This is a genomic window from Tenacibaculum profundicola (assembly GCF_057220795.1).
In genome coordinates, this window is record NZ_CM170137.1 from 3,496,314 (window position 1) to 3,519,729 (window position 23,416).

Here is a 23,416-nt window from a genome sequence, read left to right on the forward strand (position 1 = left end):
TGGCAAAGTTACGAAATACTGGTGGTATAGTCGTTTTACTCTAGTATTACTTAGTGGGTAACCTTAGGCAATGATTATAAAAAGAGCCATCATTTGTAAGGAATGTTTTTTATATTTAGAAATCGAAATTATGGGCTTTTATTTTTCCTTTCTTTCCTAAACTATTAAATTTCCAACTAAAAGCTAACATAAAATATTGTTGTAAAACAGTACCTTCGGAGTCTTCGATATAATTAGCGGTAGCTCTTCGTCTTACATTATTATTTTGGTTTAATATATCATATGCTTTTAGTGTAATAGTTCCTTTGTCCTTGAGAACTGAATATGCTAATGTTGCGTTCCAGAACCAAGCCGATTGATTAAATCCAATAACATTAGGGTTATAGTTATATCGAACATCATTTCTCCATTCTAACTTTTCAGGAAAATTAGTTTTTGTTTTAATTTTCAACTCATGTCTGGTAAAGTTTTGAGCATTAAAATTATCCAAGTCATATTTTGTATTCGTCAATGAAATACCATATTCTGGCTCAATCATGACAACCTTGTTCCAATTAAATGTAAATCCAATACCAGGAGAAACAGAATTTGTTGTTGATTTGTATTTTTCACTATTAAAGTAATTAATATTTCTTTGATTGTTCACTCTAAGCGTAGTCTTCAACTTTACAGCGTTAATTGAATCGATTCTTATTTGCTTGCTATAAGTTGCCCCTCCCCATAAACGATAGGCCCCTTTTACATTTTCGTACGTAGTTGTTCGTATGAAATTGTCGTCTATTATGCTTTTAGCTACAACGTCATTGTTCGTTAAATTACCTCCTGCATAGACATACAAACCAGTTCTTTTTTGCCAATTGTATTTATTAAAATTAACATACCCTCTGTGTCTTTCAATTGGTTTTAAAAATGGATTACCTGTAACGATATTTAAAGGGTTACTGATATCTGTAAACGGTTGTAATTGCCGAATACTAGGGGCATCATTTTCTACGTTGTAATTCAGGTAAATAGAGGCTTTCGAGTCAAAACTATACCGGAAGCTACTCCCTAGTTGTAAAGCATTAAAGTCTTTTTTAAAGGTTAATTCTGGTCGTAACTCATCGTTGTTTTTTAAAGTTCTTAGTATATGACCAGCCTCAATGTTAAAACGCCATTTTTTGGTCTTATAACTAAACTCAATAGATGGAGTTTTAGTAATATCGGTTGATGTAAAGTTAGCGCTTAAATCTTTGTTGAATGTAGTATATTCATTAGAGTTTTCTTCAAAATCAAAGGTGTTTTTAACGTTTTCTCTTTCATACGTTCTGTATCTGTATTGAAATTCTAAAAACATTTTTTTTGAAATAATTGCATATCTATAATTAACACGTGTTCGAAAACTTGTTACCTTATTATTACTATCGCTAAACTGATTTCTATTGTCAACAGATGGAGTAGTTCCAAAAACCTCGATACTAGAAATGTTATAATCCTCCGTGTTTGTTCTGTCAATTTGATTAATGATAGAGGCTTTTATAAAAGACCCTTTGTTGTTTAAACGTTTTGAAATGTCAATGTCATTTTCGAAATTTCTAGCACTTGATTTAGATCTTGAAGTTATCGTTGATACATTGGCTAATACCCTATCATTATCAAATGATTCTTCTAAGCTATTATAGTTGCCTTCTCTATTATTTGCAATGAATCTTGGACTAATATTAATTAAGAAAGTAGAATCAATTTTAATGTCAAAATCGACATCTATATTGTGGTTGTCATTTTCATCAAATGAAGAGGTGCTAGCGCTAGAAAAATATGTCTCATCTGGTAAGATATTTTCTCTATCTTTTTTTGAGTCGTTGTTCGATTTACTTCCTGAATAAAAGTAATTTAAGTTAACGTCCAGTTTTTTATTATAAGTATCGGCGTATGTTACGCCTGCTGTTTTTGATTTAATAACACCTTGCCCTCCTCCGAATCTTCTTCCGTTCATGCCAAAACCCCCACTACTATTAAGCCAAATGTTACCGCCACCGCCAAACATTTTTTGAATTTCACCAAAACTAAAACCAGGAGAGTTGATATTATTAGCACCGACAAGCACACTCGCGCGGCGCTCATTATTAAACCGGTTTATCATGGTGGCTCCTTCATACCTTTTGTTGGTACCACTTCCTGCTGAAACTCGTCCAAACCAGCCTTTATTATTCTCTTTTTTTATCGTTAGATTGATTGTTTTGTTTGTGCTGTCACCAGTTTCTCCATTAAATGCTTCGGATTTTGTTTTAGTGTCCGTAATTTGAACTTTTTCTATAATTTCTTTCGATAAGTTTTTGGTAGTAATGGTAGGATCATTGCCAAAGAAAGGTTTTCCATTCACTAATAGTTTATTTACCGGTTTTCCATTTACCGTAATTTTTCCTTGTTCATCTACCTCGACACCTGGAAGTTTTTTTAGTAAATCCTCAACATTGGCGTCTTTTTTTGTTTTAAAAGACGTAACATTAAATTCTAGGGTATCTCTTTTTACAGTAATCGGCGCCCTTGATTTTATAATTACTTCATTTAAAAGAGTTTCTTCTTTTAAAGAGATGGTGCCTAGGTTAAAAATTGATTTTGTATCCAAGTTTATGCCCTTAGTGTAATTTTGCATTCCTACGAATGAAACAAAAAGTTTGAGGTCTTTGTGAAATGATTTGCCTTCTAAAGAAAATTGGCCCTTATCATCAGAAATGGTATAGGATACAACACTACTGTCTTTAGCTTTTTCCAGATGTATAGTAGCTGCCTCCACTATATTATTTCCTTTTTTAGTGTCAATTTTACCAGTTATTTTGAACGCGTAGTGCTGCGAAAAAATTTGTATACAACAAAATAAGGGGAAAATAATAAATAGTTTTTTCATAGTCATTCAATGGGATAGCTTGTTTGGCAAATAACGAAAAAAAATCACGAATGGTATAATTATACCATTTACCATTTGAATTTATGGTCATAAAACGTCCTTTTTTTCTTTCTATTTTATATAAAGAAAAAAACACTCATTTTCTTTTGCAGTAAATTAAAACAATAACTGGTGTTATGAATGAAATAATGACATTTCTGACGTTAATGTATCCATTGGAGTCGTTTATGATAGATCCCGATCTATAGATAATAGTAAGGATGACTGTAGGGGAATGATTGAGTAATTTTGCCTAAGAATTGGTATAATAATACTCTTTGCACGAATTTTGTCTTTTTCTTATGTAAAGATTCAAAATTCGTGCAAAGAGTGAATGTGGTATGATAAAGAGGAGTTAAATTTATTTTTGTCGGAAATAAATACTAATAGGAACTCCTGTATAATCGTAATGTTCGCGTAATTTATTCTCTACAAAACGTTTGTAAGGTTCTCTTATATACTGAGGTAAATTAGCAAAGAAAGCGAACTGTGGTGTATGCGTTGGCAATTGCATACAGTACTTTATTTTTATGTATTTTCCTTTAGTTGCTGGAGGTGGATAATGCTCCATAATCTCCAACATGGTTTCATTTAACTTGCTTGTTTGAATGCGTCGTTTTCTGTTTTCAAAAACTTCAACAGCGGTTTCAATAGCTTTGAAAATTCGTTGTTTTGTCAATACAGAGATGAATACGATATGAACATCTGCAAACGGGGCAATTTTTTTGCGAATTTGTGCTTCAAAATCTCGCATCGTATTGGTCTGTTTTTCGACTAAATCCCATTTATTGACTAAGATAACAACACCTTTTCGATTCTTTTCGGCGAGCCAGAATATTTTTTCATCCTGACCTTCGAAATCTCTGGTAGCATCAACAACTAGAATAGCAACATCACAATGTTCAATGGCTCTTACTGCACGCATGACAGAATAAAATTCAAGATCTTCTTTTACTTTTGATTTTTTTCTAATTCCGGCAGTATCAACCAAATTAAATTCAAACCCAAAACGGTTGTATTTAGTATCGATAGAATCACGTGTGGTACCGGCTATATCGGTTACGATGTTTCTGTCTTCTCCGATAAGGGCGTTGATAAATGACGATTTCCCTGCATTTGGGCGTCCAACAACGGCAAAACGCGGAAGTTCATTATCGGCGTCTTCATCGTTCAAAGGTTCCGGAATAATAGCTGCAACAGCGTCTAATAACTCTCCTGTTCCACTTCCGTTTATTGATGATATCGTATAATAATCTCCTAATCCTAAATTGTAAAACTCAACGGCATCAGCGTCGCGCATGGCGTTATCAACCTTATTAACAGCCATAAAAATTGGCTTTTTAACTTGGCGTAATATTTTTGCTACTTCATCATCCATAGGAGTAATACCTTGCTCAACATCGACTACGAAAACAATGATATCAGCCTCATCGATCGCTAATTGTACTTGTTTTCTGATTTCACTTTCAAAAACATCATCGGATCCGATTACGTATCCTCCTGTATCAATTACAGAAAATTCTTTACCATTCCATTCTGATTTTCCGTAGTGCCTATCTCTAGTTACACCACTGACTGAATCAACAATCGCCTCACGACGTTTCACTAAACGGTTAAATAAGGTAGATTTCCCTACGTTCGGTCTTCCTACTATAGCTATAATATCACTCATTTTGCAAAGGTAGTGTTTCTGTAAAACAAAACAACTATTGATGAAAGATCAATAATTGTTTCTTAGTATCTTTTTATGATTTATATCATTGGTAATTTCTAGTGATAGATGGTGTTATACCGATTCTTAGGTAAAATTACCAAATTATTTCCTCGTAGTCATACTTGTGCTTTACCTATAGATTGGTATTTAGGAAAACAATTATGGTCGGTAAAATAACATGAGAAATGATGTTATTTTATATTTTCATAAATACTTACCGTCCCACTATCTTCATTTGACACAATAAGTAAATCATTACCGTTAGGGCTTTCACTCGAAGGAATAGCGAGTAAACCTTCGGGGGCCTCATCCGCTTGATGAGAGAGTATGTCTAAAAAAAGAGGAGATGTAGGCGTGGTAATGTCATAAACTAATACCTGATCCGTGCGCTCTAATCCGACGAATAAAATATAACGTTGGTTGTTCATATTTAGAATTTCAACACTTTCCGGTTCTGCACCTTTATCATCACTTCTTCCATCATCGTCATTAAACCTGCCTTCCGTTCTTGCTAGTAATTCTTTTGCAATAGTATTGCCACTATCATATACTAAATTTCCGTCTTCAGACCAAACGCTATAAGAACGAGCTCCATACGAATATAACTTTTCATAATCACTATCATTGTCAGTATCTCCTAAATCTAAAGCAATTTTTAATCTGCCCAGATTAGCTTCATTTTTATAATTATCTGAATTAGGAAATACCGTAGGGTCTAGCTCTATTTTTTTAACTCTTTCTTCATTAATAAATCCTGGCGTTCCCTCATACTCTCTTGAATCACCTTCGTTTGCAGAAATAATATAACCAGTACCTTTTATATTCACATAGGCGATGGCGTCTGGTTGGTACATTCCATATACCGGAACACTTCTTAATTCCTTTTTATCATCTTTATCACTAGGATCAATATAGTTTTCTGGTTTACTATAATCTTTATACCCTAATGGGTAAATAGCGTCAATTGTCTTCGTTGTTAAATTTATTTTGGCGATACCATTGTTTTCTTGCAAGGAAACCCAGGCTGTTTTTGAATCATCAGAAATTGTAATGTACTCAGGTTCTACATCCATTGCTAAAGTAGCATTCGGACCAAATACTCTAAAACCTTGACTTTCTAAGGTTGATTCTTGTGAATTAAATGCTGAAAAATCTAACGTTGTAACTTGTTGGTTTTCCATTGAAATAATACTTATGCTACCCATAGGGTCATTGGTGTAATCTTTATTTGGCTCTCCTTCATTTGCACAAATAATTAGTTTTCCGTCTTTAGAGAAGGTAACCATATCGGGTAGAGCTCCTACGGTAAAAGTGTTTTCCAAAACTTGATTTTTAGTGTTGTAAACTAGCACTTTACCATTGTTTTGTTTTGTTTCATCTTCTAAGGCTATAGCAAGTTTACCGCCATAGGTGCTAACGCTATTAGGGGATCCAGATGCTAAAGTAATAGAAGTTTCCTTTATTGGGGTGTCTATATTACGAATGCTGTATACTGATATTTCATTTTTTTCAACGTTTACAATAAATAATTTTTTAGTTTCTGAATCATAAGCTGTTATTTCTGTAGCTCCTTCTCCGCCAACATTGATCGTGGTTTTATACTTGAAATTCACTTCAGTATTGATCGGAACTTCACTAGGTGAGTCATCTTTACAGCTTGTAATTAATAGAACGTATAATGCTGTGATGCATTTTAATAGATTCTTCATTTTTTTAGATTTTTGACAAATTTTAAGTTTGATTTTAACCTAAAGGTTAGTGGAAAGAAAAGTGTATGTTATAATTGCTTTTAGCTCGTTTATAAATTGTAAATTGTAAACAATTAGTATAATTATGGATGACAATTTATATAACCAAATCTTCTTAAAGCCTAGATTTCAGATTAATATTAATACTAGAGCTGATTTTTTATTACATAAAATATGGGAAAATATGAATAAGGAACAACAGTACGATGTTAAGATTGTCGATGATCATATCGTTATAGATATTCCTGAAAAAGAAAACCGTTATTGGTCACCACAATTACAAATCGAAATAGAAGAATTGACTGAACATACGAGTAAAATAAAAGGGGTATTTGGCCCCAAACCAAGAGTATGGACCCTATTTATGCTTATTCACTTTATGGTTGCGATGGCATTTTTAATTTTTGCCATCATTGCCTGTAATAACTGGACCTTAGAAAAGAATATGTTTCTACCTGTTGCGATGCTATATGTTTTACCTTTATTATGGGTGATATTGTATGTTGTAGGTAGTATTGGAAAAGCAACAGGTAAAAAGCAAATGCAGGAACTCAAAGAATTCGCGAAACGACTTTTAAAGAATATTGAAAATTCTCAATCTTTATAACCGAAACGTTTTAATTGTCGTTCATTTGATCGCCAGTTTTTATTAACTTTAACGTACAAGTCAAGAAATACTTTTTTATCGAAAAAATGCTGTAAATCTTTTCTTGCGTCTGTGCCAACTCGTTTTATAGCACTTCCTTTATGACCAATAATGATTCCTTTTTGAGTTTCTCGTTCAACCATAATTACAGAACGAATTTTTATAATACCTTCTTCTTCTACAAAACTTTCCGTTTCAACCTCAACCGAATATGGAATTTCTTTTTTGTATTGTTGTAATATTTTTTCTCTAATTGTTTCATTGACAAAGAAGCGTTCGGGTTTGTCAGTTAACTGATCTTTTGGGTAGAAAGGAGGTCCTTCTGGTAAAAGTTCAATTATTTTGTAAAACACAGATTCAACATTGAACTTCTCCAAAGCTGATATTACATAGACAAAAGAATTAGGAACTTTCTTTTTCCAATAATCAATTTTATCTTCTACTTCCTTTTGGGTAGATTTATCTATTTTGTTCAGTAGTAAAATTACTGGGATTTTACTATTTATTATTTTAGTAAAGAAAGCTTCATTTTTAAGCTCCTTTTCTCCAACTTCTACCATATATATCAATACATCAGCATCATCAAAAGCAGATTTGACAAAATCCATCATAGATTCTTGTAATTCATACGCTGGTTTTATAATACCTGGAGTATCCGAAAATACGATTTGATAATCGTCATTATTTACAATACCTAAAATACGATGCCTAGTAGTTTGTGCTTTGGAGGTTATTATTGATAATTTTTCGCCAATAAGGGCGTTCATTAAGGTTGATTTTCCAACATTAGGGTTTCCTATAATGTTTACAAATCCTGCTTTGTGTGTCATATTGCAAAGATACGCGCTTTTTAAAAAAGAAAACTATTTTTAATATACTGTTAATGTTTTGATTAAGTTAATTGCTAATAAAAAGGAGTTTTTATTTGTATGTAGGATAGAAAAAGCCGTATCTTTGTAACCACAAATCGCGGGATAGAGCAGTAGGTAGCTCGTCGGGCTCATAACCCGAAGGTCACAGGTTCGAGTCCTGTTCCCGCTACTAAAATTCGCAAGGCTTTCAAGAAATTGAAAGCTTTTTTTTATGCTTGGATTTTTAGGTTGGTATTTGTTTTTTTCTGTTATCAAATGATCATTTCAGTATGATGACTATGAAAAGGATGAATGATTTAAAAACGAATGTTATTCCATTATACCGATTCTTAGGTAAAGTTCCACGGACATTCCCTTGCAGCCATGCTTGTGTTTTATACTGATTGGAGTTTGCGGGCAAATAATAACTGGTGTTAGGATTAAAATACTACACCTATAGATTGGCATTTATGATAAACAATTATGGTTGGTAAATTGATATGAGAATGGTATTGCTCGAATCTACTTAGATAACTTTTTTATTCAAGGAAAAGCTTCTTGTTATGTTCTCAAATGTGAAGATTTCTGGCTGCTATTGAAATGTTGTATTCTGATAAAACGCACTATGTGAAATCAAAAAAAATGAGCTTTTATTAGACAGGTTTTTTAATTTATTAGGTTAAAAAAAATGCTTAAGTAGTAAAAAAATGGCAGTTATTTTCGGTTTTTCATCAAAAATTAACTTAAATTAAGAGAATAAAGCACTAAAATTTCAAAAAATTCAATAAAAAGTATTAAATTTACAGAGAATTGGATAACACTATTATTCGATTTAATAACTAACAAACCAAACTAAATAACTTCTTAACTACTAATTATTTTAATTAAGTATAATTTAAAATTATTAGTTATGTTTATATTAGGTCCCCTAAATCAAGTTTTTGAATTTTTTGCATTTTACTTCCATACTTTTTTGATAAAAGTATCCGGTCACTAGATGGCCATTCTCTAAAATATTTATGATTTAATAACTCAATAAAATTTTTTTAAATGAAAAATAAATACGCAGTTATTATAAATTTACTCTACAGTAAATTTATATGTTTCTTGGCATTTCTTTGTGTGTTTTGTGTAAATGATTTAAAAGCTCAGTCATGTACTATTAATGCGGGAGATTTAAAATTTACCATCTGTGAAGGAACTTCTTTTAGTTTCACGGGGCAAGCTTTAGCTCCACCTAATCAAACGACATGGACGCAGATCTCAGGTCCTTCGGTTGCGATTGATGATGTGAATGACCCCCAATCTGCTGTTTTTGGAATGGTAGGAGGTAACACATATGTGTTTAGTTTTGCAGCAAACTGTACTCCGGCAACTCAAGAAGTTACCGTTACTGTGGTGCCTATTACAATTGCCGATACGGATGGGGATATTGAGTATTGCCCGGATATAACGGGTAATGTAATGGTAACAGGAAACACACCATTAAATCCAGGTGAGATTGGCAAATGGGAAATTTCTAGTACTAATGATGCAGGAGTAATTATTGATTTTCCCAATTCAGAAACCACTACACTAAAATTACCTAGTACAAGTTGTGGTTCCACAACAATTTCTTGGGTAATAGAAGGGCCAGAGTATGCACCGGGACTAAGGTGTAGGTCACAATCAGACATTGTGGTAACGAACTATGGAGGTGTTCAGCCTATTGAAGCTGGACCGGATCAAATATTAAGTAATTGTTATACAACAACAACAGAAACTTCTTTAAATGGAACTTTTGGAGGTTGTGGTCTCAACGGTCAGATAGGAGAATGGAGTTTTGTAAGTGGTCCAAATATTCCCAGTATTGAAGATGTTAACGATTCTGGAACTAAAATAAATGGATTGATAGAAGGGGTATATGTGATGCGTTGGAGTGTTGGTGGGCCATGTTCTGTAGGAACCGATGATGTTATGATTACCGTACCTGCGGCAACACAAGATGTTACAGATGTAGGTGGCAACCGTCGAGATTATTTTATATGTGATGACCAAATTTCAAGTATTACATTGACAGGAACTCAACCTCAATTTGTTGGAGAAGAGGTGTCTTGGGAACTAATTTCTGGCGGGATGGCTTCAATTCAGTCTCCTAATAGTTCTAGTACCTTAATAGAGAACCTTTCTCCTTCGGGAGCACCGTATATCTTCAGATATACTTTGTTAAATACAAATACGGGTTGTACTTCATCTAGGCAGTACAGAGTTGGTTTTAATGGGAGTTCCAGAACTATAGAAGCTAATGGAGGAGATGATATTTATGGAGACTGTGGACAAACAAATTTTACTATTCCTATAGCAACTGTAGGTTCTGGTTCCAATTCGTATAGACTAGTTAGTGGACCAAGTGATTCAGATATTGGGCCTTTTCCAACTATTTTTAGGAATACTCCAGGAAATTTAAATATTGATTTAGAGGAGGCGGGGACGTATGTGTTTGAATTTGTTAGGTCAGAAAAAGGGAATTTACCATTAGGATGTACTGATGGGTTTGATACTATCAACGTAACAGTTTCTGCAAACACCAATTCGCCAAATGCGGGTGAAGATATTAGTTTGGATTGTGGAGTTACTTCGGCAACTCTCATTGGAAATTTACCAACACCTGCGGCTGGAACTTCTGTTTGGAGCCAAGTTAGTGGACCAAGTACGGTAACATTCGCAGACCCTTATATGACAACAACAGACATTACTGGATTGGTTGCTGGTACATATGAATTTCAATATGTATTTCAAGGTGGGGGTACTTCTTGTCCAATTAGCCCTGATACCGTAATGGTTAATGTGTCTAATAGTATGCTAACTACAGCTGCAACAGGAGCCGATCAAACGGTTTGTTTCAACTCACCAGCTTATATGGCAGCTAATCAGCCGGTTTTAGGGGAGATAGGGACATGGACGCAAGATCCAAGTAACCCAAATGTAGTGATGATTTCCGATATACATGATCCTAATGCTATTATAACAGGACTATCCAGTCCTTCAAGCACATATACATTAACATGGACCATAGATTATAGTAATCCTGGGGCTATGGGATGTTCTATGGCGTCTACAGCTAGTGTTAATATAATAACTTCATCGACGGAAACACCTACAGTAGCCGATGCAGGATCTGATCAATGCGCACCTTCAGGAACAACAAGTATTTCCTTGGCGGCTAACACACCAGCGGTTGGTGAAACAGGCACATGGTCGGTTGTTCCAAGTACTGGGGTTACCTTTACACCAAGTGCTAATGATCCTAATGCGGTTGCTGGAGTTACGAGTGATGATGCTTATACGTTTACATGGAGTATTTCAGATGATTCAGGTACTTGTGGCACTACAATGGACGATGTAGCAATTGTCATTGCTGAAACAGCATTGGCTTCTGCTGGTTCTGATCAAACAATCTGTGAAAATTCTGCAGTTATGGCAGCTACTGCATCTAGCGGAGCAACAGGAGTTTGGTCATATGTGTCTGGGCCAGGAGGTTTTTCATTTGACGATATCAAAGATTCTAATACAACTATTAATTTCACGTTCAGTGGTACTTATGTATTTGAATGGACAGTTTCTGCCGGAAGCTGCTCTACAGATTCGGATCAGGTTACTATTGATGTAGGAATTCCACCAACAATAGCAAACGCTGGTGTTGATCAAGAGGTTTGTGGAAGTATAGATGCTATACTGGCAGGGAATACATATGATTCGACTAAAGAAATAGGAACATGGTCTTTAATTTCTGGAGCACCTAACGTGCCTATGATAGCTAATGCTAATGATCCAAACACAAATGTAACTGGTTTGGTAACGGGAGTATATACATTCAGATGGACGGTTTCAGCAATAGCAAACCCTCTATGTCCTAAGTCTTTTGATGATGTAGTTGTAGAGGTATATGCTCCTGCAGAAGCGGGAGCAAACAAGCAATTATGTGATGTAAGTAGCGTTCTTCTTCGAGGCACTGAAAATTCAAGAGGTACCTGGAGCCAAGTCTCAGGACCTGCAGGTGCCGTGATAACACAATCTCCAGCAGGTGGATACGTCGCAAATGTAGATGTGTCAATGTCGGGACCTGGTACTTATGAGTTTCAGTATCAAACGGATGCGCATACATTTGCCTCTGGGGTAAATTGTTCGTCAGGAACAGATACAGTTCAGGTTGTAATAAGCGCTACGCCAAGTGCTGATCCAACAGCAGGACCAGATCAAGATATATGTATGGCAGATACAATGATAGCTACAATGGCAGGTAATGCACCGCCATTGGATGGTACAACAGCGGAATGGGTTATTACTTTTGGCCCATCAGGTCACGGAGCAGGATTAGTTAATGCTACCTCACCAAATGCTCAAGTAACAAATTTAGATACTCCTGGTATTTACGTGCTTGAATGGACTTTTAGCAATAATAACTGTGTAAAGTTAGCGGATGTTGTAAGAATTGAAGTTTTCGCAGCGCCAGAACCTATTGAGGCAGGGGCAGATCAGCCAAATGCTTGTCAATTAGATTTTCAAACAAATGCTACAACTCCTACAGTCGGATTAGGAATATGGACTATTACGAATGCTCCATTAGGATCTTCGACAACGATCGACAGCCCCAATAATCCAATGACTAGTTTGTCTAATATTGAAGTTGGTACTTATGAACTTACATGGACGGTATCTAGCGGGCCTTTTGTGCCTATTTCACTTTGTGAACCGCAATCAGATACTGTTACGATCACATTTAACGATATACCGCCAACTGAGGCAGAAGCAGGACCCGATCAGATTTTATGTGATGCTATTCAAACAAATTTAGGAGCGACACCAGTAACGTCAGGATTGGGTACTTGGTCATTAGTATCTGGCCCTAATAGTCCTACAATCACTTCACCAAACAATTCTAATAGTTTATTATTAGGGCTTACAACTGGAGTTTATGAGTTTAAATGGAAAACAACCACGGTAGGTGATAATGGTTGTTCATTTGAAGACACCGTCAGGATAGAGATCCTGTCAGATCCGATAGTTGCTGAAGCAGGACCCAATCAGAATATTCCAGAGTTTTCACCCTTAGTACTTGACGCTACTCCTGCAGCAGATGATGTAGGTGCTTGGTCTCAAATTTCTGGGCCTTCTACGGTTAATTTTATAGATGTTAATGATCCAAATACTTCGGTAACAGGAGCAAATGTAGGAGTATATGTTTTTGAATGGAGAATAGACAATGGTACTTGTTCTCCAGTTACTGATCAAGTTACCATTGAAATAAGAGCGAACGCAGATCTTGAACTTACTAAATCGGTAAACCCTAGCTCAGTGAATGTAGGTGATACCGTTACGTTTACAATTTCAATAGTCAATAATGATGCTCTTTCTACAAATAGAGATGCCACCGGAGTAAGTGTTCAAGATGTAATACCAATGGGGTATTCATTGGTTCAAGGAACAGTGAGTAGCGGTGGGGCGTTCGATGCCGCGAACCAATCTTTATTATGGTCAGACTTAAGCATTGCAAATGGAGCTACCTTACATTTAATGTTTGATGCGGTTGTAAATGAAACAGGTTCTTATGCTAATAGCGCTCAGATAATTAAGAGTGATCAACATGATCCAGATAGTGACCCTGGTACAGATGATACAGTTGATGAAAATAGTGATGGAAACCCAGATGATGATGATGAAGATAGTGCGGAGGTGACAATACAGTCTGCTGATCTGAGTTTGGCGAAAAGTGTTCAAAACGCTAGTAATGTATTGCCAGCAAACGTTGGAGACATAATTACATTTGAAATTGTTCTAGCGAATGATGGGCCAAATGATGCCACAGGAATTAGCATAGAAGATATTGTGCCGTCAGGTTATAGTGCTATTACTAATATTAGTAATGGAGGTACATTAACTGGTAATACAATTGATTGGAGTGGTTTAAGTGTTGTAAATACAGGGAGTGTTACATTGTCGTATGATGTTACAGTGGATGCTCCAACGGATGTAGCGGGAGAATATACTAATAATGTTCAAATAACGGAAAGTGATCAGTTTGATCCTGATAGTGACCCAAGTACAGATCACACAGTTGATGAAAATAATGATGGTAACCCAGATGATGATGATGAAGATACAGTAACTATTGCTGCACCGGAAGTTTCTGATTTAAGTTTAGTAAAAGAAGTAAGTAATTCAACGCCTAATGTAGGCGATGTAGTAACCTTTACTATTACGCTAAGTAATTCAGGTTCAAGTGATGCTACTGGGGTGAGTGTAAGTGATGCAGTTCCTAGTGGTTATAGTAGTATTACTAGTATCAGCAATGGAGGAAGTGCAACAGGAAACACTGTTAGTTGGAATGGTTTATCTGTTGCCGATGGCGGTTCATTAGCGTTGACTTTCGAGGCTACAGTAGAAGCGCCAACAGGAGCCTCTGGAGAATATACCAATAGTGCTGAGATAACAGCAAGTGATCAATACGATCCGGATAGTGATCCGAATAGTGATGCCACAGTTGATGATAAAGGAGATAAATTAGCTGATGATGATGAGGATGAGGTATTTGTAGTTCCTCAACAAGCAGACTTAAGTATTGAGAAAACCATTAGTGATATGAGTCCTAATGTAGGGGACGTTGTTACGTTTACGATCACGGTTAACAATGCAGGTCCAGATGCAGGAACTGGGGTAAGTATTAGCGATATTGTACCCAATGGGTATAGTATAGAAACCATACATGATTCAGGCGTTGCTGCAGGTAGTACTATAAACTGGACAGGATTGACTGTTCCAAGTAATAACGGAAGTATAAGCGTTAGTTATGAGGCTACAGTATTAGCTCCAGGTTCAGGTGTTAGTTATACGAATACAGCATCGATAAGTTCGAGTGATCAATACGATCCAGATAGTGATCCGACAGTAGACAATACTACCGATGATCATGGAGATGGTATATCAGATGATGATGAAACTAGTGTAACCCCAGTAATAGAGCAATCGGATTTAAGTATCAGCAAAGGATTAGCTTCAGGAAGTTCAAGTCCTAATGTAGGGGATGTATTAACGTTTGAATTGATAATAACAAATACAGGGCCAAACGATGCTACAGGCGTAAGTGTTGAAGATGTTTTACCAGTAGGATTAACTTTAGGAACGGTTAACGGTTCGGGAATATCCTCAGGTAATACGGCAAGTTGGAATGATTTATTTGTGCCATCAAATGGCAGTATAACGGTAACATATACCGCTGGTGTAAATGCGCCAACAGGAGCTGCCGATGAGTACTTAAACAGTACCCAAATAACAGGAAGTGATCAATATGATCCGGATAGCGATCCAACAGAAGATGCTACGGTAGATGATAATTCAGATGGAGTAGCAGATGATGATGAAGCTAATTTTGTAGTTACCCCAATGACATCTGATCTAGCACTTACCAAGAGCTTTGTAGATATCAATGGCTCACTAGTTAATATAGGTGATGTATTAAGGTTTAGTTTAAAGATCACCAATGCAGGGTCGGATATAGCCACCAATGTCGCTATTGAAGATGTTCTTCCTATAGGTTACAGTTTGGTGCCAGGAAGTATTAGTGGTGGAGGAATGTATAATACTGGAGCTACCACAATTAATTGGAGTTTATCGAATGTTCCATTAGCAGGAGTAACGCTAACTTATGATGTTATGGTCAATACTCCTACAGGGGCATCTGGAGAATACACCAATACAGCTCAGATAACGGGGAGTGATCAATACGATCCTGATAGTACCCCAGGAAATGGAATGCCAAGTGAAGATGATGAGTCTGCTGTTACAGTGGTTCCGGCACAGGCAAATTTAAGCTTAGTAAAAGGAGTTCAAAATGCAGGAGTAGTTTTACCTCCTAATGTAGGTGATGTAATTACATTTGAAATTGTTTTAGCAAATGACGGGCCAAATGATGCGACAGGAATAAGCATAGAAGATATAGTACCGTCAGGTTATGGTACTATTACTAATATTAGTAATGGAGGTACATTAACCGGTAATACAATTGATTGGAGTGGTTTAAGTGTTACTACGGTAATGGGAAGTATCACTTTGACTTATGATGTTACTGTTTTAGCACCTTCAGGTGTTACAGGTGAGTATTTAAATAGTGCTCAGATAATGGGGAGTGATCAATATGATCCGAATAGTATCCCTGGAAATGGTAGTGGAACTCCGAATGAAGATGATGAGTCAAGCTATGAAGTTACGCTACAAGCATCTGATTTAAGTTTAGTAAAAGAAGTAAGTAATTCAACGCCTAATGTGGGTGATGCAGTAACCTTTACAATTACGATAAGTAATTCGGGTTCAGGTGATGCTACTGGGGTGAGTGTAAGTGATGTAGTTCCTGTTGGTTATAGTACTATTACTAGTATCAGTAATGGAGGAAGTGCAACAGGAAACACTGTTACTTGGAATGGTTTATCTGTTGCCGATGGCGATTCACTAGCGTTGACTTTTGAGGCTACAGTAGAAGCGCCAACAGGAGCCACAGGAGAATATAGCAATAGTGCTGAGATAACAGCAAGTGATCAATATGATCCGGATAGTGATCCTAGTAGTGATGCCACAGTTGATGATAAAGGAGATGGAATAGCTGATGATGATGAGGATGAGGTATTTGTAGTTCCTCAACAAGCAGATTTAAGTATTGAGAAAGCGATTAGTGATATGAGTCCTAATGTAGGCGACGTTGTTACGTTTACGATCACGGTTAACAATGCAGGTCCGAATGTAGGAACTGGGGTAAGTATTAGCGATATTGTACCCAATGGATATAGTATAGGAAGCATACATGATTCAGGCGTTGCTGCAGGTAGTACTATAAACTGGACAGGATTGACTGTTCCAAGTAATAATGGAAGTATAAGCGTTAGTTATGAGGCTACAGTATTAGCCCCAGGTTCAGGCGTAAGTTATACGAATACAGCATCGATAAGTTCGAGTGATCAATACGATCCAGATAGTGATCCGACAGTAGATAATACTACCGATGATCATGGAGATGGTATATCAGATGATGATGAAACTAGTGTAACCCCAGTAATAGAGCAATCGGATTTAAGTATCAAAAAAGGATTAGCTTCAGGAAGTTCAAGTCCTAATGTAGGGGATGTATTAACGTTTCAATTGACAATAACAAATGCAGGACCAAACGATGCTACAGGCGTAAGTGTTGAAGATGTTTTACCAGTAGGATTAACTTTAGGAACGGTTAACGGTTCGGGAACATCCTCAGGTAATACGGCAAGTTGGAGTAATTTATTTGTACCGTCAAATAGCAGTATAACGGTAACATATACCGCTGGTGTAAATGCGCCAACAGGAGCTGCTGATGAGTACTTAAACAGTACCCAAATAACAGGAAGTGATCAATATGATCCGGATAGTGATCCAACAGAAGATGCTACGGTAGATGATAATACAGATGGAGTAGCAGATGATGATGAAGCTAATTTTGTAGTTACCCCAATGACATCTGATTTAGCACTTACTAAGAGTTTTTCTGACATTAATGGTTCGCCAGTAAATATAGGTGATGTATTAAGGTTTAGTTTAAAGATCACCAATGCAGGATCGGATATAGCCACCAATGTCGCTATTGAAGATGTTCTTCCTATAGGTTTTAGTTTGGTGCCAGGAAGTATTAGTGATGGAGGAATGTATAATACTGGAGCTACCACAATTAATTGGAGTTTATCGAATGTTCCATTAGCAGGAGTAACGCTAACCTATGATGTTATGGTCAATACTCCTACAGGGGCATCTGGAGAATACACCAATACAGCTCAGATAACGGGAAGTGATCAATACGATCCTGATAGTACTCCAGGAAATGGAATGCCAAGTGAAGATGATGAGTCTGCTGTTACAGTGGTTCCGGCACAGGCAAATTTAAGCTTAGTAAAAGGAGTTCAAAATGCAGGAGTAGTTTTACCTCCTAATGTAGGTGATGTAATTACATTTGAAATTGTTTTAGCAAATGACGGGCCAAATGATGCGACAGGAATAAGCATAGAAGATATAGTACCGTCAGGTTATGGTACTATTACTAATATTAGTAATGGAGGTACATTAACCGGTAATACAATTGATTGGAGTGGTTTAAGTGTTACTACGGTAATGGGAAGTATCACCTTGACTTATGATGTTACTGTTTTAGCACCTTCAGGTGTTACAGGTGAGTATTTAAATAGTGCTCAGATAATGGGGAGTGATCAATATGATCCGAATAGTATCCCTGGAAATGGTAGTGGAACTCCGAATGAAGATGATGAGTCAAGCTATGAAGTTACGCTACAAGCATCTGATTTAAGTTTAGTAAAAGAAGTAAGTAATTCAACGCCCAATGTAGGCGATGCAGTAACCTTTACAATTACGCTAAGTAATTCGGGTTCAGGTGATGCTACTGGGGTGAGTGTGAGTGATGTAGTTCCTGTTGGTTATAGTAGTATTACTAGTATCAGTAATGGAGGAAGTGCAACAGGAAACACTGTTACTTGGAATGGTTTATCTGTTGCCGATGGCGATTCACTAGCGTTGACTTTCGAGGCTACAGTAGAAGCGCCAACAGGAGCATCTGGAGAATATACCAATAGTGCTGAGATAACAGCAAGTGATCAATATGATCCGGATAGTGATCCTAGTAGTGATGCCACAGTTGATGATAAAGGAGATGGAATAGCTGACGATGATGAGGATGAGGTATTTGTAGTTCCTCAACAAGCAGATTTAAGTATTGAGAAAGCCATTAGTGATATGAGTCCTAATGTAGGCGACGTTGTTACGTTTACGGTCACGGTTAACAATGCAGGTCCGAATGTAGGAACTGGGGTAAGTATTAGCGATATTGTACCCAATGGATATAGTATAGGAACCATACATGATTCAGGTGTTGCTATGGGTAGTACTATAAACTGGACAGGATTGACTGTTCCAAGTAATAATGGAAGTATAAGCGTTAGTTATGAGGCTACAGTATTAGCCCCAGGTTCAGGCGTAAGTTATACGAATACAGCATCGATAAGTTCGAGTGATCAATACGATCCAGATAGTGATCCGACAGTAGATAATACTACCGATGATCATGGAGATGGTATATCAGATGATGATGAAACTAGTGTAACCCCAGTAATAGAGCAATCGGATTTAAGTATCAAAAAAGGATTAGCTTCAGGAAGTTCAAGTCCTAATGTAGGGGATGTATTAACGTTTCAATTGACAATAACAAATGCAGGACCAAACGATGCTACAGGCGTAAGTGTTGAAGATGTTTTACCAGTAGGATTAACTTTAGGAACGGTTAACGGTTCGGGAACATCCTCAGGTAATACGGCAAGTTGGAGTAATTTATTTGTACCGTCAAATAGCAGTATAACGGTAACATATACCGCTGGTGTAAATGCGCCAACAGGAGCTGCCGATGAGTACTTAAACAGTACCCAAATAACAGGAAGTGATCAATATGATCCGGATAGTGATCCAACAGAAGATGCTACGGTAGATGATAATACAGATGGAGTAGCAGATGATGATGAAGCTAATTTTGTAGTTACCCCAATGACATCTGATTTAGCACTTACTAAGAGTTTTTCTGACATTAATGGTTCGCCAGTAAATATAGGTGATGTATTAAGGTTTAGTTTAAAGATCACCAATGCAGGATCGGATATAGCCACCAATGTCGCTATTGAAGATGTTCTTCCTATAGGTTTTAGTTTGGTGCCAGGAAGTGTTAGTGATGGAGGAATGTATAATACTGGAGCTACCACAATTAATTGGAGTTTATCGAATGTTCCATTAGCAGGAGTAACGCTAACCTATGATGTTATGGTCAATACTCCTACAGGGGCGTCTGGAGAATACACCAATACAGCTCAGATAACGGGAAGTGATCAATACGATCCTGATAGTACCCCAGGAAATGGAATGCCAAGTGAAGATGATGAGTCTGCTGTTACAGTAATTCCGGCACAGGCAAATTTAAGCTTAGTAAAAGGAGTTCAAAATGCTGGAGTAGTCTTACCTCCTAATGTAGGTGATGTAATTACATTTGAAATTGTTTTAGCAAATGACGGGCCAAATGATGCGACAGGAATAAGCATAGAAGATATAGTACCGTCAGGTTATGGTATTATTACTAATATTAGTAATGGAGGTACATTAACCGGTAATACGATTGATTGGAGTGGTTTAAGTGTTACTACGGTAATGGGAAGTATCACCTTGACTTATGATGTTACTGTTTTAGCGCCTTTAGGTGTTACAGGGGAGTATTTAAATAGTGCCCAAATAACAGGAAGCGATCAATATGATCCGAATAGTATCCCTGGAAATGGTAATGGAACTCCGAGTGAAGATGATGAGTCAAGCTTTGAAATTACGCTACAAACATCTGATTTAAGTTTAGTAAAAGAAGTAAGTAATTCAACGCCCAATGTAGGCGATGCAGTAACCTTTACAATTACGCTAAGTAATTCGGGTTCAGGTGATGCTACTGGGTTGAGTGTAAGTGATGTAGTTCCTGTTGGTTATAGTACTATTACTAGTATCAGTAATGGAGGAAGTGCAACAGGAAACACTGTTACTTGGAATGGTTTATCTGTTGCCGATGGCGATTCACTAGCGTTGACTTTTGAGGCTACAGTAGAGGCGCCAACAGGAGCCGCAGGAGAATATACCAATAGTGCTGAAATAACAGCAAGTGATCAATATGATCCAGATAGTGATCCTAGTAGTGATGCCACAGTTGATGATAAAGGAGATGGAATAGCTGATGATGATGAGGATGAAGTATTTGTAGTTCCTCAACAAGCAGATTTAAGTATTGAGAAAGCCATTAGTGATATGAGTCCTAATGTAGGCGACGTTGTTACGTTTACGGTCACGGTTAACAATGCAGGTCCGAATGTAGGAACTGGGGTAAGTATTAGCGATATTGTACCCAATGGATATAGTATAGGAACCATACATGATTCAGGTGTTGCTATGGGTAGTACTATAAACTGGACAGGATTGACTGTTCCAAGTAATAATGGAAGTATAAGCGTTAGTTATGAGGCTACAGTATTAGCCCCAGGTTCAGGTGTAAGTTATACGAATACAGCATCGATAAGTTCGAGTGATCAATACGATCCAGATAGTGATCCGACAGTAGATAATACTACCGATGATCATGGAGATGGTATATCAGATGATGATGAAACTAGTATAGCTCCTGCTGTAAACCAGTCAGACTTATCATTGACAAAGATTGTGGTTGATGGTGATGCTACACCGTTAGTAGGGACAGAAATAACTTTTGAAATTAGAATTTTTAATGATGGACCAAATGATGCAACAGGTGTAGAAGTATTAGATCTATTACCGTCGGGATACGATTTTGTCTTGTACAGTTCTACAGCTGGGGTTTATGATGAAACCACCGGAATATGGCAGGTTGGAAGTATCCCAGTCGGTGAATCTCAAACATTATTAGTTGATGTGCTGGTGAATCCTACAGGAAATTATTTGAATGTAGCCCAAGTAATAGCATCTGATGTTTTTGATATTGACTCGACACCAAATAACGATAGTGGAGATCAAAGTGAAGATGATGAAGATAATGCAGAGGTTACACCAGTGGTTCCGATGGCAGATTTATCGTTAACCAAAGAGGTAGTAGATGGAGATATAACGCCATTGGTCGGGCAGGAGATTACTTTTGAAATATCGGTTAGAAATGATGGCCCCCAAATGGCAACAGGAGTTGAAGTGGTAGATGTATTACCTTCAGGATATAATTTCTTAACATTTAGTTCTTCTACAGGTAGTTATGATGAAGTGTCTGGAGTTTGGACTATAGGAAATTTAGAGAATGGCCATGTTGAAACACTTTTAATTGATGTAAAGGTTAACCCTACAGGAGACTATTTAAATACAGCTGAAGTCTCAGCTTCAAATGTAGTTGATATTGATTCAACACCAGGCAATGGAATTGCTTCCGAAGATGATTATGGGGAGGCCATAACCACGCCAATACAGGCAGTAGCAGATTTATCTATAAGTAAGACCACTGTTGGTGGTGTTACGAATGCGCTACCGGGGGATCCTTTACGTTTTCAAATAACAGTAAGTAATGCTGGGCCAGATCATGCAACTAATGTTGAAGTTGAAGATTTATTACCAGCTGGATTTATTTATCAGCAATTTAGTACAACGTCTGGAATTTATCATTCAGCAACTGGTTTGTGGACTGTAGATGACATTCCGGTGAATGGTTCTCAAACGTTGTTCATTGATGTAATAGTCAATACTCCAAGTAATACAACCGGAGAGTTTGTTAATAATGTAGAAATTATAGCAAGTGATCAAATAGATCCTGATAGCGATGTGTTAGGTGATAGCTCTGTTGATGACTTAGGAGACGGTATAACAGATGATGATGAGGCTAGTTTTACCGTTTTAGTAGAGATAGCTGACTTAGAATTACAAAAGTCTGTTAGTAATACGATTGCAAATGTGGGGGATGTAATAACCTTTACACTGCAAATAAATAACACTGGTCCTGATATGGCTACAGGCGTTGCTTTAGAAGATAATTTGCCTATTGGTTATGGTAATATTTCTAATATAAGTCATGAAGGGGTGCTAATAGATAATAAGATTACTTGGTCTAATATAAATGTGCCTTTAACGGGATTGACTATTACGTATGATGCGACAGTAAATGCACCTACTCTTCAAGAAGGAGAGTATCTTAATATTGCTGAGATTACCGCTAGTAATCAGTTTGACCCGAATAGTTCTCCACGTAATGATGATGGTGATCAAAGTGAAAATGATGAATCGGGTACTTCAATCATGACTCCTACAGCTGATATTGCTGTTGAAAAAGAAGTTGATGTACTTGAACCTTCGATAGGCGATGTGATAACCTTTACCATAACGATAGTCAATGAAGGAAGTGCAGACGCAACCTCTGTCGAAATTCTTGATGTTCTTCCAACAGGATATGAATTTATATCATCTGTTGCTACGGTTGGTACTTATGATCAAGACTCTGGTGTTTGGAGTATTTCTACCGTCAGTTCTGGGGCTATTGAGATGTTAGAAGTAACGGTTAAAGTGTTAGATATTAATGATTATCTAAATACAGCCTCATTAAATTCATTAGATCAGATTGATTCTGATGGTACTAATGATACAAACAGTGCTTCTATCTCGCCTGTATGTTTAACAATTCACCCTAAGTTTTCTCCTAACGGAAATGCTGAAAATGAAGTGTTTTACATAGATTGTATTAGCAATTACCCAAATAATAAATTGGAAATTTATAATAGATGGGGAAATATTGTTTACTCAAAGGAGGGATATGATAATACTTTCGGAGGTGTTTCTAATGGTAGAGCAGTATTGAATAAAGATGAAAAGTTACCAGTTGGAACATATTATTACGTTTTAGATTTAGGAGACGGAAATGATGCCAAAGTAGGATGGTTGTACATTGTTAGGTAA

Annotated in this window: 6 protein-coding genes and 1 tRNA gene; 3 read left to right on the forward strand and 4 right to left on the reverse strand. The window is 36.8% G+C overall.

Features of this window, described 5'->3' with window-relative positions; all coding sequences use genetic code 11:
- Positions 1–115 precede the first annotated feature (115 nt).
- The 3 genes from AC2TDS_RS14645 to AC2TDS_RS14655 form a co-directional block, all read right to left on the reverse strand.
- Positions 116–2,887: an outer membrane beta-barrel protein gene (locus AC2TDS_RS14645; protein WP_484736322.1), complete on the reverse strand. Its 2,772-nt coding sequence runs from the start codon at positions 2,885–2,887 to the stop codon at positions 116–118.
- A 400-nt stretch (positions 2,888–3,287) separates the two neighbouring features.
- Positions 3,288–4,598 carry a ribosome biogenesis GTPase Der gene (gene der, locus AC2TDS_RS14650; RefSeq protein WP_484736323.1) on the reverse strand — a complete coding sequence of 437 codons (1,311 nt, stop codon included), beginning with the start codon at positions 4,596–4,598 and terminating at the stop codon, positions 3,288–3,290.
- A gap of 233 nt (positions 4,599–4,831) precedes the next feature.
- Positions 4,832–6,349 (reverse strand): choice-of-anchor I family protein, encoded by a 1,518-nt coding sequence (locus AC2TDS_RS14655; RefSeq protein WP_484736324.1) that lies wholly within the window; start codon positions 6,347–6,349, stop codon positions 4,832–4,834.
- 124 nt (positions 6,350–6,473) lie between these two features.
- On the opposite strand from AC2TDS_RS14655, the gene AC2TDS_RS14660 reads away from it, so the two are divergent.
- Positions 6,474–6,995 (forward strand): GTP-binding protein, encoded by a 522-nt coding sequence (locus AC2TDS_RS14660; RefSeq protein ID WP_484736325.1) that lies wholly within the window; start codon positions 6,474–6,476, stop codon positions 6,993–6,995.
- Here AC2TDS_RS14660 and era read toward each other — a convergent pair.
- Entirely contained in the window at positions 6,983–7,864 is an 882-nt protein-coding gene (gene era, locus AC2TDS_RS14665) for a GTPase Era (RefSeq protein WP_484736326.1), read from the reverse strand. The genes AC2TDS_RS14660 and era overlap by 13 nt on opposite strands.
- Positions 7,865–8,002: 138 nt before the next feature.
- On the opposite strand from era, the gene AC2TDS_RS14670 reads away from it, so the two are divergent.
- Both AC2TDS_RS14670 and AC2TDS_RS14675 read left to right on the forward strand, forming a co-directional pair.
- Positions 8,003–8,075: transfer RNA gene (locus AC2TDS_RS14670), tRNA-Met, on the forward strand.
- A gap of 860 nt (positions 8,076–8,935) precedes the next feature.
- Positions 8,936–23,416: a T9SS type B sorting domain-containing protein gene (locus tag AC2TDS_RS14675; protein WP_484736327.1), complete on the forward strand. Its 14,481-nt coding sequence runs from the start codon at positions 8,936–8,938 to the stop codon at positions 23,414–23,416.

What these genes read in the sequence shown, in the direction of transcription:
- AC2TDS_RS14655 (WP_484736324.1), bottom strand. Translation starts at nt 6,349, where the DNA reads ATGAAGAATCTATTAAAATGCATCACAGCATTATACGTTCTATTAATT.
- AC2TDS_RS14660 (WP_484736325.1), top strand. Translation starts at nt 6,474, where the DNA reads ATGGATGACAATTTATATAACCAAATCTTCTTAAAGCCTAGATTTCAG.
- AC2TDS_RS14645 (WP_484736322.1), bottom strand. Translation starts at nt 2,887, where the DNA reads ATGAAAAAACTATTTATTATTTTCCCCTTATTTTGTTGTATACAAATT.
- AC2TDS_RS14675 (WP_484736327.1), top strand. Translation starts at nt 8,936, where the DNA reads ATGAAAAATAAATACGCAGTTATTATAAATTTACTCTACAGTAAATTT.
- era (WP_484736326.1), bottom strand. Translation starts at nt 7,864, where the DNA reads ATGACACACAAAGCAGGATTTGTAAACATTATAGGAAACCCTAATGTT.
- der (WP_484736323.1), bottom strand. Translation starts at nt 4,598, where the DNA reads ATGAGTGATATTATAGCTATAGTAGGAAGACCGAACGTAGGGAAATCT.